The sequence below is a fragment of the Citrobacter sp. RHB21-C05 genome (genome assembly GCF_013889015.1).
Lineage (GTDB): Bacteria > Pseudomonadota > Gammaproteobacteria > Enterobacterales > Enterobacteriaceae > Citrobacter_A > Citrobacter_A sedlakii.
The window spans coordinates 854,179-877,529 of the sequence record NZ_CP057611.1 but is presented as its reverse complement, the minus strand read 5'-3'; the positions used below and the strand labels follow the sequence as shown (position 1 = coordinate 877,529).

Below are 23,351 nucleotides of genomic sequence, written 5' to 3'. Positions count from 1 at the left end.
GGCCGTGGTGAAGGAACGTAGAACCGAACTGGTACAGGGATTCCGCCATTCTGTTCCCTATATCAATACCCATCGGGGAAAAACGTTTGTGATTATGCTTGGTGGCGAAGCCATTGAGCATGAAAACTTTTCCAGTATTGTCAATGACATTGGCCTTCTCCATAGCCTTGGCATTCGCCTGGTGGTGGTGTATGGCGCGCGTCCGCAAATCGACGCCAACCTGGCCGTGCATCATCATGAGCCGATGTATCACAAAAATACGCGTGTCACCGACGCCAAAACACTGGAACTGGTTAAACAGGCAGCGGGCACCTTGCAGCTGGATATCACTGCGCGCTTATCAATGAGCCTGAACAATACGCCGCTCCAGGGCGCGCACATTAACGTGGTCAGCGGGAATTTCATTATCGCGCAGCCGCTGGGCGTCGACGATGGGGTCGACTATTGCCACAGCGGACGCATTCGCCGTATTGACGAAGAGGCGATCCACCGACAGTTAGACAGCGGCGCGATCGTACTGATGGGCCCGGTCGCGGTCTCGGTGACTGGCGAAAGTTTCAACCTGACGTCGGAAGAAATCGCCACCCAACTGGCGATCAAGCTGAAAGCAGAAAAGATGATTGGCTTCTGTTCGTCTCAGGGCGTGACCAACGAGGACGGCGATATCGTCTCTGAACTGTTCCCCAATGAAGCGCAGGCCAGGGTTGAGGCGCAGGAAGAAAAAGGCGATTACAACTCCGGCACCGTGCGTTTTCTGCGTGGGGCGGTGAAAGCCTGTCGCAGCGGCGTGCGCCGCTGTCATCTGATTAGCTATCAGGAAGATGGCGCGCTGTTGCAGGAGCTGTTCTCCCGTGACGGCATCGGGACCCAGATCGTAATGGAAAGCGCCGAACAAATTCGTCGCGCGACCATAAACGATATCGGCGGCATTCTGGAACTGATTCGCCCACTGGAGCAGCAGGGGATCCTGGTGCGCCGCTCACGCGAACAACTGGAGATGGAGATCGACAAATTCACCATTATTCAGCGCGATAACATGACCATCGCCTGCGCCGCCCTGTACCCCTTCCCGGAAGAAAAAATCGGCGAGATGGCCTGCGTGGCGGTGCATCCGGACTACCGTAGCTCCTCGCGGGGAGAAGTTCTGCTGGAACGCATTGCCGCCCAGGCAAAGCAAATTGGCCTGAGCAAGCTGTTCGTACTCACCACCCGCAGCATTCACTGGTTCCAGGAGCGCGGCTTTACGCCGGTGGACATTGATTTGTTGCCGGAAAGCAAAAAAGAGATGTACAACTACCAGCGGCGATCAAAAGTGCTGATGGCGGATTTAGGATAAGCGGGGGCCGGAACGCGCAACCGCTTCTCCGGCCAGACAGTTAGCCTTCGCCATTGAACAACGCGGACAAACCGCTTCGGCGTTCAGTGCGGGTGGCCACCGCGCTGCTCAGAATGCGCTCATCGGCATACAGCGACAGCCGCTGGCGCGCGCGGGTTACAGCAGTGTACACCAGTTCGCGGGTCACCACCGGCGAGCGCTGGGTGGGCAACACCAGCGCCGCATGGTCGAACTCCGATCCCTGCGATTTATGCACCGTCATTGCCCACGTTGTTTCATGCTCCGGCAGGCGGCTGGGCTGTATGTCTTTGATGCTGCCGTCCGGCATCGCGAACCAAACCCGTAAGCCGTCCCCGCGCTCAAGCGCAATGCCAATATCGCCGTTAAACAGCCCCAGCGCGCTGTCGTTGCGGGCAATCATAACTGGCCGCCCTTCATACCAACGGGAATGCGGCAGACGGCGAATTTTCCGTTTCTGCTGCATAGCCTGCTCAAGACGTTCATTCAGTCCGCTGACGCCAAACGGCCCTTCACGGAGCGCGCAGAGCAACTGGAATTCATTGAAAGCCTCAATGATTACGTCTGGTTCCGCACGCTGTGAAAGCAGTTGCAGATAGCGTCCGTAGCCGCGCAGCGCGTCATCAAGCATAGCGCTGTAGTCTTCCCCGCTCTGCAATATCCGTTTCTCAATATCTGCAAAATCCTGCTGAAAGACGGTGTTTATCGCCGCCTTATCGCCCCGGTTGATCGCCGCCGCCAGTTGGCCAATGCCGGAATGGCTGCCAAAGCGATAGCTTTTTTGCAACAGACACAGGCTGTCCCGCAGAGAAGCGGCTTCAGTACCGGTACCTGCCGGGACGGGCATACCGGTCAGGCGGGTCAACTGTTGCGCCCGCTCCGGCGTATAACCCGCGTTCACATACGCGCAGATATCACCGAGCACCGCCCCTGCTTCTACCGACGCCAGCTGGTCGCGATCGCCGAGGAAAATCACCCGCCCATGCGGCGGCAACGCGTCAATCAGGCGCGACATCATCGGCAGGTCAATCATAGACGCTTCATCAACCACCAGCACGTCCAGATGCAACGGGTTACCCGCGTGATGGCGCAAGCGCTGACTGCCCGGTTGGGCGCCCAACAGCCGGTGCAGCGTGCTGGCCTCTTCAGGAATGCGTTTTTTCTGTTCGTCTGTCAGCGGAAGCTGGCGCAGGGCCTTGCCTAATGATTCGGTCAGCCGCGCTGCCGCTTTGCCCGTCGGCGCCGCCAGCCGGATGCGGCATCGCTCGCCGTCCGCCAGTTGAATTAACGCCGCCAGCAGTCGCGCCACGGTTGTGGTTTTTCCCGTCCCCGGCCCGCCGGAAATCACCGAAATCCGTCGGGTCAGCGCGACCGCCGCCGCCACTTTTTGCCAGTTAATGTCATCAGCGTCCGGAAATAGCGCTTCCAGCGTTTGCGACAGTAGGGCTTCATCTACCGCAATGGGCTGATTTACTTCGCTAAAGAACCGCGCTACCGTCCGTTCGTTACACCACATGCGATTCAGATACAAACGATCGCCGTAGAGAATCATCGGCGAGGGACGCTCGCCGCGGCTGACCGCGCTGGAGGCCAGCAGACATTCACGCCAGTCTGCTGGCTCGCCGATCTCACTCAGGCAGGCGGCCAGCACCGGTGGCAGATCATCCTTCTGCGTCAGGCGCGCAAGCGGTAAACAGACGTGCCCCTCTCCGGCGTCCCGACTCAACAGCGCCGCCGCCAGCGCCACGGCAGGCTCATTCTCGCCAGTTACCGCCAGCGCAAACTGCGCGTCCAGCGGGCGAAGCTGTTTTTGTTCCACTGCGTCGAGCAGTCGCTCCTGTAACGTCATCGCGTCTCCTCCTCTGTCATACCCGCAAACATCTCATCCATGCGGGTAATCAGCTCGCTGTCAGGGCGGGTAGTGAAAATCCCCTGCTGCGGCTGTTCGCTGTCCACTCCGCGTAAAAACAGATAAATCACGCCGCCAACGTGGCGCGTATAGTCATAATCCGCAATGCGATGTCGCAGGTAGCGATGCAGCGCCAGGGTATAAAGCTGATACTGTAAATCGTAGCGGTGTGCCTGCATTGCCGCCGCCATCGCTTCCGGCGTGTAGGCCTGGCTATTGTCGCCCAGCCAGTTTGACTTATAGTCCAGCAGGTAATAGCGGCCTTGATGACGAAACACCAGGTCGATAAAGCCTTTCAGCATCCCACGAACCTGTGCGAAATCCAGCGGCGGACAGCCCGCCGAGAGCGGATCATATTGACGAATAAGCGCATCAAGTTCCGCAGCGACCAGCGGCTTGCCGATCGGCAGATAAAACTCCATCTCGACCTGTTTTTCACGCGCCGAAAGCTGGTTCAGGCTGACGCCCGTTTCATTGAGGGGCGTGCGTAAAATCGCCGCGATCCACTGGGTAAGCGTCGGTTCCCAGTGCGCCTCATAGCCGCCCAATTCAAGCTTTTCCCGTACCCAGACGGGATCAACCGGCTGGGTAAAGTCGAGATCTTCAAACAGGCTGTGCAGGAACGTGCCCGGCGACGCGCCGCGCGGAAACTGGTGCGGCGTCAGTTCAGGGGCGTCCACCACCTCGCCGACGCCTGCGGCATCGATATCCAGTCGCGGCATAAGATCCTGAGCGATGCCGTGTCCGCGCTGCTGCAGGCCGGAATAACTGGTCACACGCCAGCTATCGCCGGGGGTACGCAGTACATGACGAACGCTCAGCGCCGCCTCGCTTTCCGCGAAGGCTGGCAGTGACTCAGGACGGATCACGTCCGGGGTCCGGCAATGAATATGCTCATCGCACAGCGCTTCAATCGCGGCGCGAAGCCCGGCGGCGTCTTTCGGCTCGCCTTTTTGCAGCAGACGGCCAAGCGCGCTCAGATGCACATCGGTATCGCCCTTTTTGTCGCCCCGGCGGCGCACCAGAGGCGCAACGCCCAGGCTACAGTGCCAGACGGAACGGGTCAGCGCCACGTAAAGCAACCGCAGATCTTCCGCCAGACGCTCGGCTTCGGCCAGCGCAATGCTCTCTTCCGCATGGCTGAGATCCAGTACCGCTTCAAAGGACTGACGGTCATGGTAAAACGCCTGATCCTGAACGCGAAAGTGGGTGATAAACGGCAGCCACACCAGCGGGTATTCCAGCCCTTTCGATTTATGAATGGTGACGATTTGCACCAGATGCTTATCGCTTTCCAGACGCATCTGCTGGCTGGCGGCATTGTTGTCCGGCTCAAGAATATGTTGAGAAAGCCAGCGTACCAGCGCATGTTCGCTCTCCAGCTGCGACGCCGCCTCCTGCAATAGCTCGCTGATGTGCAGGATATCGGTCAGGCGACGTTCGCCACCCGCCGTTGCCAGCAGGTTTTCCGCGATATGACGCGCCGACATCAGCGCGCGCAGCATCGGCATGACGCCGCGCTTCTGCCAGATCTGACGATAACCGACAAACTCTTCCACCACCCGATCCCAGGCGCTTTCGCTTTGATTAAGCGTTTCGATATCACGGGCGTTCAGTCCCATCATCGAAGTAGCTAACGCGCTACGTAAGGTATTTTCCCGCTCCGGGTTCATGACCGCCTGCAGCACCCAGAGCATTTCCTGGGCTTCCAGCGTGTCGAACACGCTGTCGCGGTTGGATAGATAGACAGAAGGAATGGCAAGCAGGGTCAGGGCATCGCGCACCAACGCGGCTTCCTGGCGGCTTCTGACCAGTACGCTGATATCGGACGCGCTCACCGCTTGCGCACGCTCACCGCGGATGAGCAGAGCGTCGCCACGCTGCCCGGCTTCCAGCCAGTCGCGGATTTGCGCAGCGCAGACCTGCGCCATGTAGCTCTGGTAATCCCCCACGCCGCAGCCTTCCCCGTCCATCAGCCACATTGTCATCGCGGGCTGTGCTTCGCCACGAAACTCAAAGCGCAGCGACTGGTTTTTTTCGGCAGACTTAACTGGCTGGAACGGAATCTCACGAAACATAAAGGCATCGTCCATCTGGCCGAACAGTCGGTTAACACTGTTGACCATTCCTGGCGCGGAACGCCAGTTGGTATCGAGCGTATAGTGCGCGTTCACTTCGCTACGCGCTTTCATATACGTGAAAATGTCCGCGCCGCGAAATGCATATATCGCCTGCTTCGGGTCGCCGATCAGTAACAGCGCCGTCTCCGGCTGCCGCTGCCAGATACGGCGGAAAATTCGGTATTGCTGGGGATCGGTGTCCTGGAATTCGTCGATCATCGCGACCGGAAAACGGGTACGAATGGCGGCAGCCAGCGCATCGCCGCTCTCACTGCGCAGCGCGGCGTCCAGCCTGCTGAGCATGTCGTCAAACCCGAGTTCGCCGCGGCGGCGCTTTTCGCGGGCAACCGTTTCACGAATTTCCGCCAGCGCGCGCGTGATCACCAAATCCCGGATGGTCAGAGGCTCCGCCAGCAGTTCATCAATGGCGACAAACAGCGGATGTTCCGGCACGACGCCGCCCGCTTTGGTCCGTTCCTGCAAAAAACGCTGCGAAAATTTCTCCAGCGCGTCCGGGAGCTGGTAGCTCAGGGTCTCTTCCTGCGCCCAGGCGCTGATCTTTTCGATCCATTTACCCTGATTACCACGATTAAATTTGCGCCGGTCAATGCCAGAGGATTCCAGCAGCCCCTCCAGTTGATCGACTGATTCACACCACTTTTGCTTGAGCGCGTTGATCCGTCCGACGATGGCGTCATGACGGGAGGCTAGCGTTTCGTCATCGGGCGGCGGCGCTTTAATGACCGGCGCTTCCCCCTGCAAATAACGATTGATATCGGCGAGCAGCGACTTAGGACCTGTCCAGGTCTCAAATACCACCTGAGCGATTTCACGCGGTAAGGGGTAGCAGTGGCGACGCCAGAAATCCGCGCACGCCTGATAGCGCAGCAGGGATTCGTCCTCAATCAATTGCTGTTCAAACAGCATGCCGGACTCAAAGGCATTCAGGCTCAGCATGCGCTGACAAAAACCATGGATAGTAAACACCGCCGCCTCGTCCATCTGACGCTCAGCCAGCAGCAGCCACTGGGCCGCCTGTTCGGTATCGGCGATCTCATCCAGCAGGCTGGCATAAAGCGGGTTATCGGTGGACTTGCGCAGGCAGGCGATACGCAGCTCATGAATATTGCTGCGAATACGGCCGCGGAGTTCTTCGGTGGCGGCCTCGGTGAAGGTCACCACCAGGAGTTCTTCCACGGTGAGCGGACGAGGAAAGGCGGCTGTACCGCCGAGTCCAAGCAACAGGCGCAAATAAAGCGCTGCGATGGTAAAGGTTTTGCCGGTCCCCGCCGAGGCTTCAATCAGGCGCTCGCCCGTAAGGGGCAAGCGCAGGGGATCAAGGGACTCGGCAACATCATTCATTCTTATCACTCATCAGGGGCAAAGTTTGCTGCAACGCGCTGACGTTATCCCACACTTTCCAGCCTTCCGGGCGGGCGTAACCCGTCTTCCCGCTCTGACCACCGGAAATTTGCGACAGTATCGCCATGCCTTGCGGCGCGACCACCGCCTGATGGAAGAAATCCGCGAGCTTCTGTGGCGTCAGCAGTTTTATCTGGGCGACGATTTTATCACGCGAATCGAAACGCATATTGCCGCGATCGAAATCTTTGCTGATTTTCGATGCTTCTTCACCCAGCGTCTGCGGCGCCTGCACCATTTGCGCAATGATCGCCTGCTGGATCTGCACAAACTCTTCCGGCTTCATTGCCCGTAGTTTTGCTTCCGCCGTTGGGAAAAACGCTTTATAACGCTCCCACAAATACTTAGGTTGTTTGTCGCTGCTTTGCAGGAGGAAGCCCATCCCCCATTGACGCCCTACGCTCATCGGGAAAGCGAATACCGCGTAACCCAGTTGTTCTTCAGTACGAAGCTGATGGTAAAACCACGGCTGCACAATCTGACCGAGCATCGCACTGTAGGCCGAGCTGGCATACTCGTCGTAGCCCGTGGGCACAAAGACCGCCGCCAGTGCGGAGTCTGTACTGCTGCCCGCTTTTTCAAAAATCACGGACTGCTTTTTATCGACCACCACATCTTTATTACGACACCACTCAGAGCCGTTCGCGCCCAGCTGTTTCTGGATATCGCGCGCCATTGACGTCACCTGCGCCTCGCTCATGTTGCCGATAGCCAGGAACTCCGGACGCGCGCCGGTTTTTAACGCCTCACGATACTCCATCACCTCTTTCAGCGTGATTGACGGCAGCAGCGCGCGACGCTCATCGCGGGTGAAATAAGGCACCTGCGAGATCATCTGCACCGGCATGATGGCTTGCTCGTAAGCTTTACCTTTCTCAGCGGAATCCATCATCTGGCTGTACCAGGATTTCGCCTGTTCCAGCTGTTCTTCCGTCGCGCTATAGGTGAAATACCCTTCAAGCAGCGCCTTGAAAAGCTGCGGCAAGCGCTGCGTATAACCGTCGGCATTCAGCATCAGACCATTATTCGCGTTCGTGGAAAAGCCGATCCCGCCGACGGAGGCCTGGTTGCTTAACTGATCGAGCGCGATCCCCGCCAGATAATCATTCAGGGCAAACATCACCTGATTTCTGGCGCTGTCCATCGCTTTAGGGTTGCGCAAAATGACGCTGACGTCCGCCCTGGGTTCGCTGGCAAAGTGCTGGCTTGGCGCGTAAACCACACGCAGCGCCGGCTCATCGACAATCAGCGCCGGGCGGGTGTATGACTTTTGCGGTTTAGTCAGGGTGAAATCGTCAGGAATATAGGGGTTAAGCTCCGGCAGCGACAGGGTAATGCCCTGCGCTTTTTTCTGCCATGCGGCAAACGTCTGCTCGCTGATTTTATCAACCTGATACGGCGCATCGACAAAGTAAGCGGTTTTATTGTGCGGCTCTTTCGGGCTGATGTACCAGATACGCGCATTTTGCGGCGTCATCATGCCAAGACGCGCATTTATCGCTTTGGCGTCGTAACGATCGGCAATGTTTACAGCGTCGAGAGTATGCGCCACCGGTACGCGGATCATGGTATCCGCCAGCCACTCGACGTAGTCCATATCGCGGGTAATTGACGGATAACGGAAGTCGAGGTCAAGTACATGCGCCAGTTCGTCAAAGTAGCGCTTATCAATTCCCTTTTCACGCAGCAGATTGAGGTAACTGAAAATAGCGGCGACAACCTCTTCGCGTTGGGCCAGCCCTTTGTCGGTCAACGTGGCCGAAATTGCCAGCACGCCGCTGTTGCCATTCACTACCGGATCGGAGTCCGCGCGAATACCTTCCACCAGCCCCTGCTTTTGTAGCCAGTCAGAAAGCGTGCCTGGCGTACGGTTACCGATCAAATATGCGATCAGTTCGTCCGTTTTGCTGCGAAACTGCGCGCTGTTATTGTCGATGCGAAACTCGACGCGCAGCACTTTTCGCGGCAGCGCGGGAACGTAGTGGATGATAATCCCTTTTTGCGCGTCGGTGACCACCGGGACGGTGATAGCCGGTTTTTCGATGTTTTTATTCGGCACCCGACCATAGGTTTCAGCAGCCATCTTCGCCAGCTCCGGCAGCGGCTTATTGCTGTATATCACCGCTTTCATGAGGTTGGCGGAGTAATATTTTTTATGGAAGTCGACCAGCGCCTGTTGCACCGGGTTTCCGGGTTTATCGCTCAGGGTTTCCAGGTTTCCACCGGAAAAGCGTGAGCCCGGGTGCGCAGGGTTGATGGTTTCTGCGCTGACCTGCGCCATTCGCATCCCGTCACGGGTACGCGCCATCGTCAACTCTGCGTTCACCGCGTTGCGTTCACGATCCGCATATTTTTTATCCAGAAGCGGTTGTGCGACGGCGTCTGACAATCGATCAACGGCTCCGGCCAGAGCGTCGTTTTCGACTTCCAGATAAAAAGCGGTGCGATACGGCGCGGTGCTGGCGTTATGGCTGCCGCCGTGCAGTTTGAGATATTCAGCAAGGCTGTCGGCCTGAGGGTATTTTTTCGATCCCATCAGACACATATGCTCAAGATAGTGCGCCAGCCCCTGATGCGCCTCCGGATCTTCAAGCGAACCAACGGGTACCACCAGCGCAGAGAGGGATTTTACCGCCTGCGGATCGGATACCAGCAAAACCACCATGTCATTATCCAGACGCACGGCCTGATACTGACGGGTATCTTTGTCGCTTTTCCGGATAGTTTCCGCTATGGGTTGCCAACCGGTGTCTGCCTGACTTAAGGGCGCCCAAAAGGCGACGAACAACAGTAACGCTTTGAACCAGGTGCTGCGGGGCATTCAAAAACCTCATCATTAACTTTCTTTCTGCGCAAAGACACGCCGTTTGCGACTCCGGGCAGGGCAACGCATCTTAAAGGAAGCCTTTAAATTGCGCAATTTTTATACAATCATGACGACTGATTAAATCTGAAAAGCGGAAGCAGGTAACGTTGCGACTGCGCGAGTATCATCTCAAGCGTGTCTGGCTCCAGCTGCCGCCACAGGCGCTGATACCAGATATCATCGCCTTCGCCACGCACGACCATATTCCCTTCGTAAGCCTGCAAAAACTTCGTGCGGGCCTTCTGGCGCGTGTCGTCGTCCTCTAACATGGCATCATTTGCCGCGTCGTAACAGGCTTTTATCCACGCGCCGCCGCTTTCCGGCAGAACCAAAAGCGGCGCGGACATCCCTTCGCGATAGCCTTCAATCAGTTGCGCAAGGTAGCCTAACGCCTGCTCTTTTTCCAACGGCGGGAAGCGCCATTCGCCGTCTTTTCGCAAAAACAGCCGACTTTCGCCTTTTCCCCCGCAGGCACAATAGACAAGGTGTTCGAGCCAAAGTTGCACGCCCTGCGAAACACTGATTAGGGAAGGCCGCCAGCGTAACAGGCCGTCCTCCTGCACCTGCGGCAGCCAGCCAGTCAACTGGACGCCGTGACAGTCGAGATCGATTTCCAGACTCTGACTCGGCTGGCGACAGGCAATAATTTTGTCGGCCAGCGTCTGCATTTCCTGATGCTGAGCTTCCCAGAGAATTTCGCCAAACGCCCCGTAAGGCAGATCGCCCGCCGCGCGGAAACGACGGAACAGGCTTTCCGCATCGCCCTGCTCGACCAGCGCGTTCAGCAACTGCTGGTTGAGCTGATAACGGCTTAAACCTTCCAGAGTAAAAGGCTCCGTGTCCGGAATATCACTCTCCTCAGCGCGAAAATTAACCCGCAATCGCATCTGGAAAAACGCCCGTACCGGATGCGCCCAGAAACGCTGAAGCGTGTCGAGATTCAACGTATCCGGCATCGCAAATTCCAGCGGCTGGACAAAATCGCTATGGGCCTTTCCGCTACGGCTGGCCGCTGGCAACCACTCGCTGGCGTAGCTCTGCAACTCGCCAGGCTGGAAGTTCTGCGCGTCAAACGGCATTCGCGTATGCAGACAGGCAATATGTGCTTTCACCCGCGCCTCGCTTTCATCGCAGGTCAGCGCCTCGTCGCCCGGCAAATAATGGCTTTGTCCGATATAGTCGAGCAGTTCCTGCACCAGTACCGAAGGAAAGCGTTCACTGTTATCCTGAATGGAGCGCCCGATATAGCTGATATACAACGTCTGTTGGGCAGAAATTAATGCTTCCAGGAATAAGTAGCGGTCATCATCCCGACGACTGCGATCGCCACGCATTGGCTTCTGGCTCATCAGGTCAAAACCAAGCGGGGGCAGCTGGCGTGGGTAAATGCCGTCGTTCATTCCCAGCAAACAAACCACTTTGAACGGGATGGACCGCATCGGCATCAGGGTACAGATGTTCACCGGACCGGCCAGGAATCGCTGACTGATTCGCTCCTGATCCAGTCGCTGCGCCAGTTCATCACGCAGTAGCGAAAGCGGTACCGCATCGCCATATTCCGCGCCTATTCCTTCGGCAATAATCGTCTGCCACTGCTGCTCTATCAGCGTCATGGCGGCTTCCGTTTCGCTGTCCGGCTGGAAAAAATCGTTGAGCATGTCCCGGCAAACGGGTAACCACTCCTCCAGAGGCCGCTCCTGCGCCAGTCCACGTCGCCAGATGTTGAGCTGCATCAGCAGAGACGCAAGATGCCCAACCAGTTCCGCAATCAGCCCGCTGGATTCGTCATACGGCAGGACGGACTGCCATTCGCCCTGCGCGCTTTCCATCGCGTAGCCGAGCAGCATTCGCGTCAGGCCAAATCGCCAGGTGTGCTGCCCCGTCGCCGGAAGCGCCAGCTCCCGTACGTTATCGTCATCAATCCCCCAACGGATGCCGGATTCGTTAACCCACAACCGCAGATAGCGCAGCCCTTCTTCACTGATATTAAAACGCGCCGCCAGCACCGGCACATCCAGTAACGCCAGCACATCTTCAGAAACAAAGCGGCTGTCAGGCAGTGACAGCAGACTGATAAACGCCTGCAAAACCGGGTGAGACTGGCGGGCGCGGCGATCCGAAATGGCATAGGGCAGATAACGCTCAGGCGGCGCGCTGCCAAATACCGCCTGAATAAACGGGCTATAGCTGTCGATATCCGCCACCATCACGATAATATCGCGCGGAGTCAGCGAGGGATCGGCCTCAAGCATTGCCAGCAGGCGATCGTGAAGCACTTCCACTTCTCGCTGCGGACTATGACACACGTGAAAAGTAACGCTGGTATCGTTCGGGTCAAGCCGACGCTTACTGTCGCTGCGCGAATATTCTTCCAGATTCACGCCCGCTACCGCGCGGTTCTCCAGCTCAAGGATATCGGCCTGAATAGCGTGCAGCAGGTTATCCGGCGTGACGTCGACGAACGCATCCAGCTCCTGGCTGTTTTCCAGTTCGGAGAGCAGGTAAATGTAGTCTCGTCCCAGCTTCCCCCATGACGCCAACATTGGATTGCCAACGTCCTGTTCTCCGTCGCGGTTAAATAAGCTTTCGGCTTTCGCATTATCACGAAACAATGGTAAATGGCGCTCTTCGAAGCTGTGCCGCCGTTGACGCGCCAGCAGCTTTGCCAGCCAGGCAGGATCTTTAATATCACCCCAGTAATAACGGCAGGGATTGGTAAAAAGCAAATGAATGTCGATATGTTTACCGAGGGCCTGCAGCGCCTGCAAATAGACGGGCGGTAGCGCGGAAATTCCGCAGATAAACACCCGAGAAGGCAGTCCGGGCGGACAGGAACTGGCGCTGTTAAGAGTCTGAATGAAACGCTGGTAAAGGTTAGCGCGGTGCCAGCGCGGTTGTCCTAACTCCGCGGTGTATTCCACCAGCGCCTTCCACAGCGGCGCCTGCCAACGTTGAGCCTCGCCCAGCCCCTCAATCCTGCGCCCTGTTTCCCACTGCGTCAGCCAGTCAGGACGGTAAACCAGGTACTGGTCGAACAGATCCGCCGCACGCGAAGAAAGCTGGAACAGTTTGCGTTTGTCACTGTCGTCCGTCAGATAGTGGCGCAGCAACGCGAAGTCGTCTTGCTCCAGAAGCTGTGGCAACAGCGTCATAAGTTTCCAGCTCATGCTCTGTTTGCTAAATGCGCTCTCTTTAGGAATTTCCGGCAACACGCGAACAAACATGTCCCAGATAAAACTCGCCGGCAGAGGAAACTCGATATTGGCGGCGATGCCAAACTTCTGCGAAAGGGTCATTTGTAACCACTGCGCCATACCGGTGCTTTGCACCAAAATCATTTCTGGCTCGAACGGATCGTCCAGCCGCTCGCGCTCGACGATAAACTCCATCAACGCTTCCAGCACATCCAGACGGTTTGAGTGGTAGACCCTTAACATAGAGACTCCTGACAACTAACGATTAGGGCAGTGCAGACGCGTCATCGCGCCCTGTCTGCCCAGCGGTGAAACCAGCTGAACGCTGATGCTGACACATCCGGCCTGCGTTGTCTGCATCCGGTTAACCCGCCAGTTATCAGGTGGCGATAATGGCCGCAGTTGCGTTTGTCGCCAGGCGAGTCGCCACTGTTGCAGATACTGGCCGTTCACGACAAAACTGTTCATTAGCGCACGCTGATACCCGGAAAGCGCGGTGACCACCATGACCATCAACAGCATGGCTAACAGCACGTCAGGCAGGCTAAAACCACGCTGGCGGCTCAGGGAAGCTGGCATAGCGCAACCTCCCGCAGCGGGCAAAAATCGCTCCAGCCAGACGGAGAAAACACGACGCTTTCTTCGCGCTGTTCCGCTTGTCGCCATAATGATGTCCCCTGCCAGCTTGCAATAAGCAGCGCGCGTTTTCCATCGATCTGACGCAGGCAGACGGGAACCCTTTCCGCCGCATAATACCGACACTGTTTTTCAGCGCCTGTGCCCCAATGCTGCATTCTGCCCCACTCTATGGCTGACTGCACCAGCGCCTGACGCTGTAAGGCCTGGCTTTCCAGCACCACGCGCCGGGAAAAATGCGTTTGCTGCTGGTTTAGCCCTTGCAACAGCAGGCTCCCAAGCACCAACAGCAACAGTACCAGTGCAAGAGAAGAGACGCCTCGCTCACGGTTCACAGATTAAATCCCGTCACGCTATACAACACGTCAATCGCCATCCGCGGACGGGCCCGGCTCTCGCCGCGCAACCGTAGGGTCAGTTCGGGCGCAAAACCAGCAGTGTCTTGCCGTTCAACCACAAACCCGGTGATCTGAACGGTGTCTGGATCGGTCATTTTATCCCAACCTTTGTCGGTACAGCTTCTTGCCCCCCGCAATGTTTCCAGTGCGCTACCGCTAAGACGAAACCCAATCTGTTCGGCGTCTTTTAGCGGCTCGCGCTCCCAGATACCGTTACCGTTGGCATCCCACTGCGCGATCACGCATTGCCCCTGTTGGGCAATAAACAACCCTTTTCCCTTGCAGCTACCATAACAATACCCGGCTCGCTGAAGATGCTTCGCGACGGTATACACCCGCTGCCACACATCGTCTTCCAGCGAAAGCCTTCGGGTATGCTGCAAAATGTCGCGCTGTAAGGCGGGCAAAAAGCGGGCGGCTCCCAACAGCAGTACACTACCGATGGCCATCGCGATTAAAACTTCGAGCAATGAAAATCCGCGTTCGTTCATCGGCAGGCCTCGGTGTTGTCGCGCTCGCACAAGCGAATGCGCCCCCACGGCGACACAACCAGACGCCATTCTCCCGCCGGGTTTTTCAGGCGGATATGTCCGGCCCAGGCAGTGTTGCGCAGGCCAAAGAAGGCCAGCGACGGCGTGATCTCCGCGATGGCGATGTCGTGCCAACGCGGCGTAAAGACCAGCGCGGAACGTGGCACACAGGTCGTTTGTTGGGCAAGCGAACTGACAAGACACTCTCTTTCCTCCTCCCTGATGACGGCAATGGTATGGTCGCGGTTATGCCAGTTGGCATCTTCACGCAGTTGAAGCAAATAATCCCGCAGTTCGCAGGCGGTCTGCCATAAGCGCTGCTGTTGCTGCCAGCGTTGCCAGCCATACAGTCCCGTTGCACTCAGGCTGACGATAATAAGCATCGCGACCAGCATTTCGATGAGCGTATAACCCTGCTGTTTTTTCATAGCGGCAGTATGGCCGGGCGAAAAATAAAAACGAGGGGAGAACGCGGATTATTCGGCGCGTTACGAAGAATATTTACGGCGTTGCAGCAGATTGCAGAATCGTTGGAATCCGCGCCGAAAGATCGGTATCAGGATAAAAAAAACCGACGCACTGTGGCGTCGGTCATGACAGGATAGCAAGGGTCAGATAGCCACGGGCGCTTTGATGCCGGGATGCGGATCGTAGCCCTCAATATCAAAGTCTTCAAAGCGATAGTCGAAGATCGATGCCGGCTTACGCTTGATCACCAGTTTCGGTAGCGCGCGCGGTTCACGGCTTAACTGCAAGTGCGTTTGCTCCATATGGTTGCTGTACAGGTGGGTGTCGCCACCGGTCCAGACGAAATCGCCCACCTCCAGGTCGCACTGTTGCGCCATCATATGCACCAGCAGGGCGTAGCTGGCGATGTTGAAAGGCAGGCCGAGGAACACGTCGCAAGAACGTTGATAAAGCTGGCAGGAGAGCTTGCCGTCCGCCACATAGAACTGGAAGAACGCATGGCAGGGCGCCAGCGCCATTTTATCCAGTTCGCCGACATTCCAGGCAGAAACGATGATACGGCGCGAATCGGGGTCGTTTTTCAGCTGATTCATCACCGTGGTGATCTGGTCGATATGACGGCCGTCAGGCGTCGGCCAGGCACGCCACTGCTTGCCGTAAACCGGACCGAGATCGCCATTTTCATCCGCCCATTCATCCCAGATGGAGACATTATTTTCATGCAGATAAGCGACGTTGGTGTCACCCTGCAGGAACCACAGCAGTTCATGAATGATCGAGCGCAGATGGCAACGCTTTGTCGTCACCAGCGGGAATCCTTCCTGCAGGTTAAAACGCATCTGATGACCAAAAATGGAAAGCGTTCCGGTTCCGGTGCGGTCGTTTTTCTGTGTGCCTTCATCCAGCACTTTTTGCATCAGTTCTAAATACTGTTTCATGGTTCCTCAGGAAACGTGTTGCTGCGGGCTGCGGCGGTAAGCCCAAACCATCATGATCACACCAGCGACAATCATCGGAATTGAGAGGATCTGCCCCATGCTGATGTACTGTACCCATTCGCCGGTAAACTGCGCATCCGGCTGGCGGAAGAATTCCACGATGATACGAAACGCGCCGTAACCAATCAAAAACAATCCGGATACGGAGCCCATCGGTCGCGGTTTACGAATAAACAGGTTAAGAATGATAAACAGGACTATCCCTTCCAGCACCATTTCATAGAGCTGGGAAGCGTGGCGAGGCAGGACGCCGTAGGTGTCAAAAATGGACTGCCACTGCGGATGCGTTTGCAGCAGCAGAATATCCTCGGTACGCGAGCCAGGGAACAGCATGGCGTAAGAGAAATCAGGGTCCACACGCCCCCACAGTTCGCCGTTGATAAAGTTGCCCAGACGGCCCGCGCCCAGGCCAAACGGGATCAACGGCGCGATAAAATCAGAAACCTGGAAGAAGTTACGCTTTGTGCGTCTGGCAAAAATGATCATCACCAGAATCACGCCGATCAGGCCGCCGTGGAAGGACATGCCGCCGTCCCAGACGCGGAACAGATACAGGGGATTTTCCAGAAACAACGGGAAGTTATAGAACAGCACGTAGCCAATACGTCCGCCGAGGAATACCCCGAGGAAGCCTGCATAGAGTAAATTTTCGACTTCATTCCTGGTCCAGCCGCTGCCCGGGCGGTTGGCACGCCGCGTCGCCAGCCACATCGCAAAAATGAACCCCACCAGATACATTAAGCCGTACCAGTGAAGCGCGACGGGTCCAATTGAGAAAATGACCGGATCGAATTCCGGAAAATGCAGATAGCTACTGGTCATCTGTCACCACAAGTTCTTGTAATTTTGCTGAAATAAGTCAGCGCGCGAGATGCACGCCCGCAGGTTACAGGCGCTCCGAAGGTGCGAATAATAGCATAAGGGGCGCGCGGCAGTTGCGTCGGGTTGTAAAAGTTCTGTCAGGCAACGGACAAACGCACTGGAAACAGTTGCGTAATCACAGTCCGCCGCGGATCAAACCGCCGACCCCACGCCGCTCCATAAAGGCTGCGACCTGATGCCGGACCTCCGTCGCCAGCTGCGCCTCCAGACTGCGCCGGGCGAGCACCTTCGCGTCTTCAAAATCGATATGGCGAAGCAGGTATTTCACTCGCGCTACCGAACGGCCGTTCATCGAAAGATGGCGGAACCCAAGACCAATCAGGATCGGTACGCACATGGGATCCCCGGCCATTTCACCGCACAGGCGCAGATCAATGCCGCTTCGCTCCGCTTCCTGCACGATCATTGCCAGCGCGCGCAGCATGCCTGGATGCAGGCTGTCATAAATACTGGCGACGCGCGTGTTATTGCGATCTACCGCCAGAATGTACTGGGTCAGATCGTTCGTGCCAACCGAGATAAAGTCGATGCGACTGGCAAGATGCGGCAGCATAAACACCATTGACGGCACTTCAAGCATGATGCCGATCCGTGGTTTAGGGATCGCGTAACCGATCATCTCTTCCACTTCGCGCCCGGCGCGATCGATCAACCGCCGCGCTTCATCCACTTCATCAATGCTGGTGACCATCGGCAGCAAAATGCTCAGGTTGCCCGTTGCCGCGTTGGCGCGGAGCATCGCACGCACCTGGATCAGGAAGATCTCCGGCTGATCGAGCGTAATGCGGATCCCCCGCCAGCCAAGACACGGGTTCTCTTCGCTGATCGGCATATACGGCAGCTGTTTGTCCGCCCCGACGTCCAGCGTACGCAGCGTGACCGGCTTGTCGTTAAACATTTGCAGCATGCCCTGATACTGCGCGACCTGCTCCTCTTCAGACGGAAAGCCGCTTTGCAGCATGAAGGGTATTTCGGTGCGGTACAGGCCAATACCGTCAATGCGGCTACCGAGTTTTTCTTCATGCTCCGGACTCAGACCGGCGTTCAGCATCACCTTAACCCGTTCGCCGCTTTTCAACTGCGCAGGCTGGTTGACATCATCTTCCGCCAGACGGCTGAGCGCGATCTCCTCGCTGACAAGCCGCTGATATTCCTGGATCAATACCGGTTCAGGATCAACCAGTAGTTCGCCACGATAGCCGTCCACCACCAGCGTGCGCCGATGCAGTACCGAAGGCTGAATATCGGCCCCCATGACGGTCGGGATCCCCAGCGCGCGAACCATAATCGCCGCATGTGAGTTGGCGGCGCCGTCACGAACCACAACGCCAGCCAGTCTGTCCTGCGGCAGCTCCGCAAGCGTCGCGGCGGAAAGCTCATCGGCAACCAGAATAAAGCGCTCCGGCCAGGCGTTTGGCCCCTGGATGGCGTCATCAAGATGGAACAACAAGCGCTGGCCGAGCGCGCGCAGATCGCCCGCACGCTCTTTTAAATAATTGTCACTCAGCGCCGCAAACTGTTCGGCAAACTTCTCGATGATCGTTTTGACCGCCCATTCCGCCACCGCGCCTTTATCGACTTCGGCGAACAGCTCCCGCCGCAGCCGGGCATCAGAGAGCAGGTGCGAATAGAGATCAAATATCGCCGCCGTCTCTTTTTGCGCGCCAGCCGCATAGCGTTTACTGTAACGGCGAAATTCGTTCGCCGCTTCTTCGAGCGCGCCGGTCAGACGCTCGCGCTCTAGCGCCGGATCCAGAGTGGAAGCCTGATACACCTGCTCCATCAGCGGCAGCGTTGCATCCTGCCAGCCTTCGGCAATGACAATACCTGGCGAGGCGGGCAGCGCGCGGATGCGCGTCTGACGGTACTGACCGAACAGCGCAGTGAGCTGAGACTGTGAAAGAATGGCCGCCATCTGGGTGGCGAGCGTGACGAGGAATGATTCTTCGCTTTCGTCGTACTGGCGCAGCTCGCGCTGCTGAACCACCAGCACGCCCAGCAGTTGTCGCCGCTGGATGATCGGCACGCCAAGAAACGCGCGAAAGCGCTCTTCTTTAACTGAGGGAATGTACTTGAAACTGGGGTGTTTTTGCGCATCGGCAAGGTTGATCGGCTCCGCCAGCCTGCCTACCAGGCCGACGATCCCTTCATCGAAGGCGAGCGCAACCGTGCGACCTCGCGGTTTTTTTAGCCCCCGCGTCGCCATGAGATAATAACAACGTCGATCGTGATCGGCCAGGTAGACCGAACAGACCTCAGTATCCATCGCCAGACAGATGTCGGTGACCAGGATGTTCAACGCTTCATTCAGACGTGGAGCACTGGCCACCTTTTCGACTATTTCGCGCAGGCGGGTGAGCATAATTTGCGTGGCTTAACCTCTTTTACGTCGATAAGCAGGCGCGCTTTGCGGCTTCGGCGTCGCTTCCTGAAGCGCCATCACGACACTTGCGAACTCTTTCATCACCCTGCGGTAAACATCACGTTTGAATGAAACCACTTGCCGAACCGGGTACCAGTAGCTTACCCAACGCCAGCCATCGAACTCAGGTGTACTGCTGGTTTGCATGTTGATTTCCGCGTCCGCGCTCATCAACTGCAAAAGAAACCACTTTTGCTTCTGGCCGATACAAACCGGCTTTGTGTCCCAACGCACCAAACGTTTCGGTAACTTGTAACGCAACCAGTTGCGAGTAGAAGCCAGGATCCGCACATCTTTACGGCTTAACCCAACTTCTTCAAACAGTTCCCGGTACATCGCCTGTTCTGCTGATTCTCCAGGGTTGATTCCGCCTTGCGGGAATTGCCAGGAGTGCTGACCAAATCGCCGGGCCCACATGACTTGCCCCTGACGATTACAAATTACGATACCTACATTTGGGCGGTAGCCATCGTCATCAATCACCGGACTACCTCAACGTAAACCTTATATATGAATGATTGTTTCACACTCCTGACAGGCGGTAAACCATTGTGTTAGCGACCTGCGTATCTAATAACAATTGAATAACTCACAGTTAAGAACGAAGTTATAAACAGAAACTGGCATTTTTGACCGATCTTATTCACCTTTTCTGTGGATAGAGTTGTGAAAAAGTATGGAATTACTCCGGGAAAACCCAGAACAGTCTGAATAAACGCCCTGACGGGGTTAAAAAATAAATGCGGTTATTCATGCGGTTACTTCACTTATTTACCGGTTCCCCGATAAAAAAGTGACGGCCATCACACCAACGATCCTCGGGCTGATGAAAGATCGAACAGCGTCGGTTTTATCCACAGATTGTGCCAATAAGTTAAACACAATTTGTGTGAAAATTCGATTTTCCCCGCACGTCAAGGCTGTAAATGGAAACAGTAGTCGCGGTTTTTCACAGTTATCCCATCTTTCTGTGGATAACATGGTGTAAGATCCTGTTTATTTTCAGTGACCAGAATTGGAAAACCGGTTTTCATGTTGCGCAACTCACCGCTCTGTCATCTAAAAAGCACGTTAAATCATAGGATTGAACAGAAGGGGCGGAAAACGATAAACTTCTTTTCTGCGGTATAAATCCGTTGTCTATTTTTTCACCTAAGGTATCTCGCTATGTCCGCTCTCCAGCCGTTACGTTTTCCACCGGAATCAGAAGCGCTGCTACTCCAGCAGGCGCAGCAGATTTCAGGCTATACGCTGGGTGAACTGGCCGCGCTTGCCGGGATGACAACGCCAAAAGATCTCAAACGCGATAAAGGCTGGATTGGCGTTTTACTGGAGCTGTGGCTGGGAGCCAGCGCGGGCAGTAAACCTGAGCAGGATTTCGCGGCTTTAGGTGTGGAACTGAAAACGATTCCTGTGGACAGTCAGGGACGCCCCCTTGAGACCACCTTCGTCTGTGTCGCCCCGCTCACCGGCAATAGCGGCGTTACGTGGGAAACCAGCCATGTGCGGCATAAACTGAAGCGGGTGTTATGGATCCCGGTAGAGGGCGACCGCGCCATCCCGCTCTCCTTGCGGCGTGTCGGCTCCCCTGTGCTGTGGAGTCCGAACCCGGACGAGGAGCGCCAGTTGCGTCTCGACTGGGAAGAGCTGATGGATATGATTGTATTAGGCCAGGTGGAACGAATTACCGCCCGGCATGGCGAATTTTTACAATTGCGCCCCAAGGCCGCCAACGCCAAAGCGCTGACCGAAGCCATTGGCGCGCAGGGCCAGCCAATCCTGACGTTGCCACGCGGTTTCTATCTGAAAAAGAACTTCACTCGCGCCCTGCTGGAACGCCATTTTTTGTTACAGCAGCGTTAGACTTTCGCCTGCCGTGGTAGAGGCATATAATTACCGCTTCTTTTTTTGGCAGGACTTTGCTCAATGTTATTTGCATGGATAACCGATCCCAACGCCTGGCTCGCGCTCGGTACGCTGACGCTGCTGGAGATCGTGCTCGGGATCGATAATATTATTTTTCTCTCTCTGGTCGTTGCAAAACTTCCTACCGCGCAGCGTGCGCATGCCCGACGCCTCGGTCTCGCCGCGGCGATGATCATGCGTCTGGCGCTGCTGGCTTCCATTGCCTGGGTGACACGCCTGACGAATCCGCTGTTTGAGGTTTTTGGCGAGGAAATCTCCGCACGCGATCTCATTCTGCTGCTCGGCGGTCTGTTCCTGATCTGGAAAGCGAGCAAGGAGATCCACGAATCCATTGAAGGTGAAGAAGAAGGGCTGAAAACCCGCGTCTCCTCTTTTCTGGGGGCGATCGTGCAGATTATGCTGCTGGATATCATCTTCAGTCTGGATTCGGTGATCACGGCGGTAGGGTTGTCCGATCATCTGTTCATCATGATGGCGGCGGTGGTGATAGCCGTAGGCGTGATGATGTTTGCCGCGCGTCCCATCGGCGAGTTTGTCGACAGACACCCATCCGTGAAGATGCTCGCGCTGTCGTTCCTTATCCTGGTTGGCTTTACGCTTATTCTGGAAAGTTTCGACGTTCACGTACCGAAGGGCTACATCTATTTCGCCATGTTCTTCTCTATCGCGGTAGAGAGCCTGAACCTGCTGCGAAACAAAAAGAACCCGCTGTGATCCTCCCTTTCGCTCCCTACGGGGAGCGAATGCCTTCTCCGTCCTTTCACAGATTAAGATTTTACTGCTTTCCCTGAGCATAACTTCACGTTATTACTAGACTATTATCAGACGAATGCCACGTGAGGATAAATGGATGAAAAAATGGGCAGTAGTAATTTCCGCCGTAGGACTGGCTTTTGCCGTTTCCGGCTGCAGTAGCGACTATGTCATGGCGACCAAAGACGGACGTATGATCCTGACCGACGGAAAACCGGAAATAGACGATGATACCGGTCTGGTGAGCTACCACGATCAGCAGGGTAACGCCATGCAAATTAACCGCGACGACGTTTCTCAAATCATTGAGCGTTGATGGTTGAGGTCAGCATTCGCGCTGGCCTTAACAATTTTTCTTCCCTTTTTCCCCTCCCTCAGCCATTTTTATCATCCTTATGTCGTGATTATAAAAAGGAAACGGCTATGCACTATCACCGTATACCCCACAGCTCACTTGAAGTCAGTACACTGGGGCTGGGCACAATGACGTTTGGTGAACAAAATAGCGAAGCCGATGCACATGCACAGCTCAACTATGCCGTCGCGAATGGCATTAACCTGATCGACGTGGCCGAGATGTACCCGGTCCCGCCGCGACCGGAAACCCAGGGACTCACCGAAACCTACGTTGGCAACTGGCTGGCGAAACAGGGCTGCCGCGAAAAGCTGATTATCGCCTCGAAAGTCAGCGGTCCGGCGCGCAATAACGACAGCGGCATTCGGCCAAACCAGGCGCTGGACCGCAAGAACATTCGTGAAGCGCTGCACGACAGCCTGAAGCGGCTGCAGACCGATTATCTGGATCTGTACCAGGTGCACTGGCCCCAGCGTCAGACCAACTGCTTCGGCAAGCTCGGCTACAGCTGGACGGACGCGGCGCCGGTGGTCTCGCTGCTGGATACGCTGGATGCGCTGGCCGAATTTCAGCGCGCCGGAAAGATTCGCTATATCGGCGTTTCCAACGAAACCGCTTTCGGCGTGATGCGCTATCTTCATCTCGCGGATAAACACGACCTGCCGCGCATCGTCACCATTCAGAACCCGTACAGTCTGGTTAACCGCAGCTTTGAAGTCGGCCTGGCGGAGGTGAGCCAGTATGAAGGCGTCGAGCTGTTGGCCTATTCCTGCCTCGCCTTTGGCGCCCTGACAGGTAAGTATCTGAACGGCGCAAAACCCGCTGGCGCACGCAATACCTTATTCAGCCGCTTTACCCGCTACAGCGGCGCGCAGACCGAAAAAGCCGTGGCGGCCTATGTGGATATCGCGAAACGTCATGGTCTGGATCCGGCGCAAATGGCGTTGGCATTCGTTCGCCGTCAACCGTTTGTCGCCAGCACCCTGCTGGGCGCCACCACGATGGAACAGCTACACGCCAATGTTGAAAGCCTGCATCTGGAATTAAGCGAAGAGGTGCTGACGGAGATCGAAGCGGTGCATCAGGTTTATACCTATCCGGCACCGTGACGATTAGCG

Annotated in this window: 17 protein-coding genes; 5 read left to right on the top strand and 12 right to left on the bottom strand. The window is 56.3% G+C overall.

Features of this window, described 5'->3' with window-relative positions; translation table 11 throughout:
* Positions 1–4 precede the first annotated feature (4 nt).
* The gene (gene argA / locus HVX72_RS04155; RefSeq protein WP_042288887.1) at positions 5–1,336 is read left to right on the top strand and encodes an amino-acid N-acetyltransferase; all 1,332 of its coding nucleotides are present in this window, start codon (positions 5–7) and stop codon (positions 1,334–1,336) included.
* A 40-nt stretch (positions 1,337–1,376) separates the two neighbouring features.
* Here argA and recD read toward each other — a convergent pair whose 3' ends face one another.
* From recD to rppH, 12 genes are all read right to left on the bottom strand, one after another.
* Entirely contained in the window at positions 1,377–3,203 is a 1,827-nt protein-coding gene (gene recD / locus HVX72_RS04150) for an exodeoxyribonuclease V subunit alpha (RefSeq protein WP_181822598.1), read from the bottom strand.
* Positions 3,200–6,745 carry an exodeoxyribonuclease V subunit beta gene (gene recB / locus HVX72_RS04145; protein WP_181822597.1) on the bottom strand — a complete coding sequence of 1,182 codons (3,546 nt, stop codon included), beginning with the start codon at positions 6,743–6,745 and terminating at the stop codon, positions 3,200–3,202. Before recB ends, recD begins: the two co-directional genes overlap by 4 nt.
* Positions 6,738–9,626 carry a pitrilysin gene (ptrA, locus tag HVX72_RS04140; RefSeq protein ID WP_060569433.1) on the bottom strand — a complete coding sequence of 963 codons (2,889 nt, stop codon included), beginning with the start codon at positions 9,624–9,626 and terminating at the stop codon, positions 6,738–6,740. The genes recB and ptrA overlap by 8 nt, the downstream gene beginning before the upstream one ends.
* 110 nt (positions 9,627–9,736) lie before the next feature.
* Positions 9,737–13,108, bottom strand: coding sequence for an exodeoxyribonuclease V subunit gamma (recC, locus tag HVX72_RS04135; RefSeq protein WP_181822596.1), 3,372 nt, complete (start codon positions 13,106–13,108; stop codon positions 9,737–9,739).
* A 15-nt stretch (positions 13,109–13,123) separates the two neighbouring features.
* A complete protein-coding gene (locus tag HVX72_RS04130; RefSeq protein WP_042288899.1) occupies positions 13,124–13,444 on the bottom strand; it encodes a prepilin-type N-terminal cleavage/methylation domain-containing protein in 321 nt (106 codons plus the stop codon).
* Entirely contained in the window at positions 13,429–13,836 is a 408-nt protein-coding gene (locus HVX72_RS04125; protein ID WP_181822595.1) for a DUF2509 family protein, read from the bottom strand. Before HVX72_RS04125 ends, HVX72_RS04130 begins: the two co-directional genes overlap by 16 nt.
* Positions 13,833–14,396: a prepilin peptidase-dependent protein gene (locus HVX72_RS04120; RefSeq protein WP_042289061.1), complete on the bottom strand. Its 564-nt coding sequence runs from the start codon at positions 14,394–14,396 to the stop codon at positions 13,833–13,835. Before HVX72_RS04120 ends, HVX72_RS04125 begins: the two co-directional genes overlap by 4 nt.
* Positions 14,387–14,857, bottom strand: coding sequence for a prepilin peptidase-dependent protein (locus tag HVX72_RS04115; protein WP_181822594.1), 471 nt, complete (start codon positions 14,855–14,857; stop codon positions 14,387–14,389). The genes HVX72_RS04120 and HVX72_RS04115 overlap by 10 nt, the downstream gene beginning before the upstream one ends.
* A 183-nt stretch (positions 14,858–15,040) precedes the next feature.
* Positions 15,041–15,835 carry a thymidylate synthase gene (gene thyA / locus HVX72_RS04110; RefSeq protein WP_042288907.1) on the bottom strand — a complete coding sequence of 265 codons (795 nt, stop codon included), beginning with the start codon at positions 15,833–15,835 and terminating at the stop codon, positions 15,041–15,043.
* 6 nt (positions 15,836–15,841) lie between these two features.
* The gene (gene lgt, locus HVX72_RS04105; RefSeq protein ID WP_042288910.1) at positions 15,842–16,717 is read right to left on the bottom strand and encodes a prolipoprotein diacylglyceryl transferase; all 876 of its coding nucleotides are present in this window, start codon (positions 16,715–16,717) and stop codon (positions 15,842–15,844) included.
* A 175-nt stretch (positions 16,718–16,892) separates the two neighbouring features.
* Positions 16,893–19,139, bottom strand: a complete 2,247-nt coding sequence (ptsP, locus tag HVX72_RS04100) for a phosphoenolpyruvate--protein phosphotransferase (RefSeq protein WP_181822593.1) — start codon at positions 19,137–19,139, stop codon at positions 16,893–16,895.
* A gap of 12 nt (positions 19,140–19,151) precedes the next feature.
* Complete coding sequence (gene rppH / locus HVX72_RS04095) at positions 19,152–19,682, bottom strand: RNA pyrophosphohydrolase (protein ID WP_042288915.1); 531 nt, start codon at positions 19,680–19,682, stop codon at positions 19,152–19,154.
* A 684-nt stretch (positions 19,683–20,366) separates the two neighbouring features.
* On the opposite strand from rppH, the gene mutH reads away from it, so the two are divergent.
* From mutH to HVX72_RS04075, 4 genes are all read left to right on the top strand, one after another.
* The gene (gene mutH, locus HVX72_RS04090) at positions 20,367–21,062 is read left to right on the top strand and encodes a DNA mismatch repair endonuclease MutH (protein ID WP_181822592.1); all 696 of its coding nucleotides are present in this window, start codon (positions 20,367–20,369) and stop codon (positions 21,060–21,062) included.
* A gap of 63 nt (positions 21,063–21,125) precedes the next feature.
* Positions 21,126–21,839 carry a TerC family protein gene (locus tag HVX72_RS04085; protein ID WP_042288921.1) on the top strand — a complete coding sequence of 238 codons (714 nt, stop codon included), beginning with the start codon at positions 21,126–21,128 and terminating at the stop codon, positions 21,837–21,839.
* Between the two features lie 136 nt (positions 21,840–21,975).
* A complete protein-coding gene (gene ygdR, locus HVX72_RS04080) occupies positions 21,976–22,194 on the top strand; it encodes a lipoprotein YgdR (protein WP_042288923.1) in 219 nt (72 codons plus the stop codon).
* Positions 22,195–22,301: 107 nt separating this feature from the next.
* Positions 22,302–23,342: an NADP(H)-dependent aldo-keto reductase gene (locus HVX72_RS04075; RefSeq protein WP_181822591.1), complete on the top strand. Its 1,041-nt coding sequence runs from the start codon at positions 22,302–22,304 to the stop codon at positions 23,340–23,342.
* Positions 23,343–23,351: the final 9 nt, after the last annotated feature.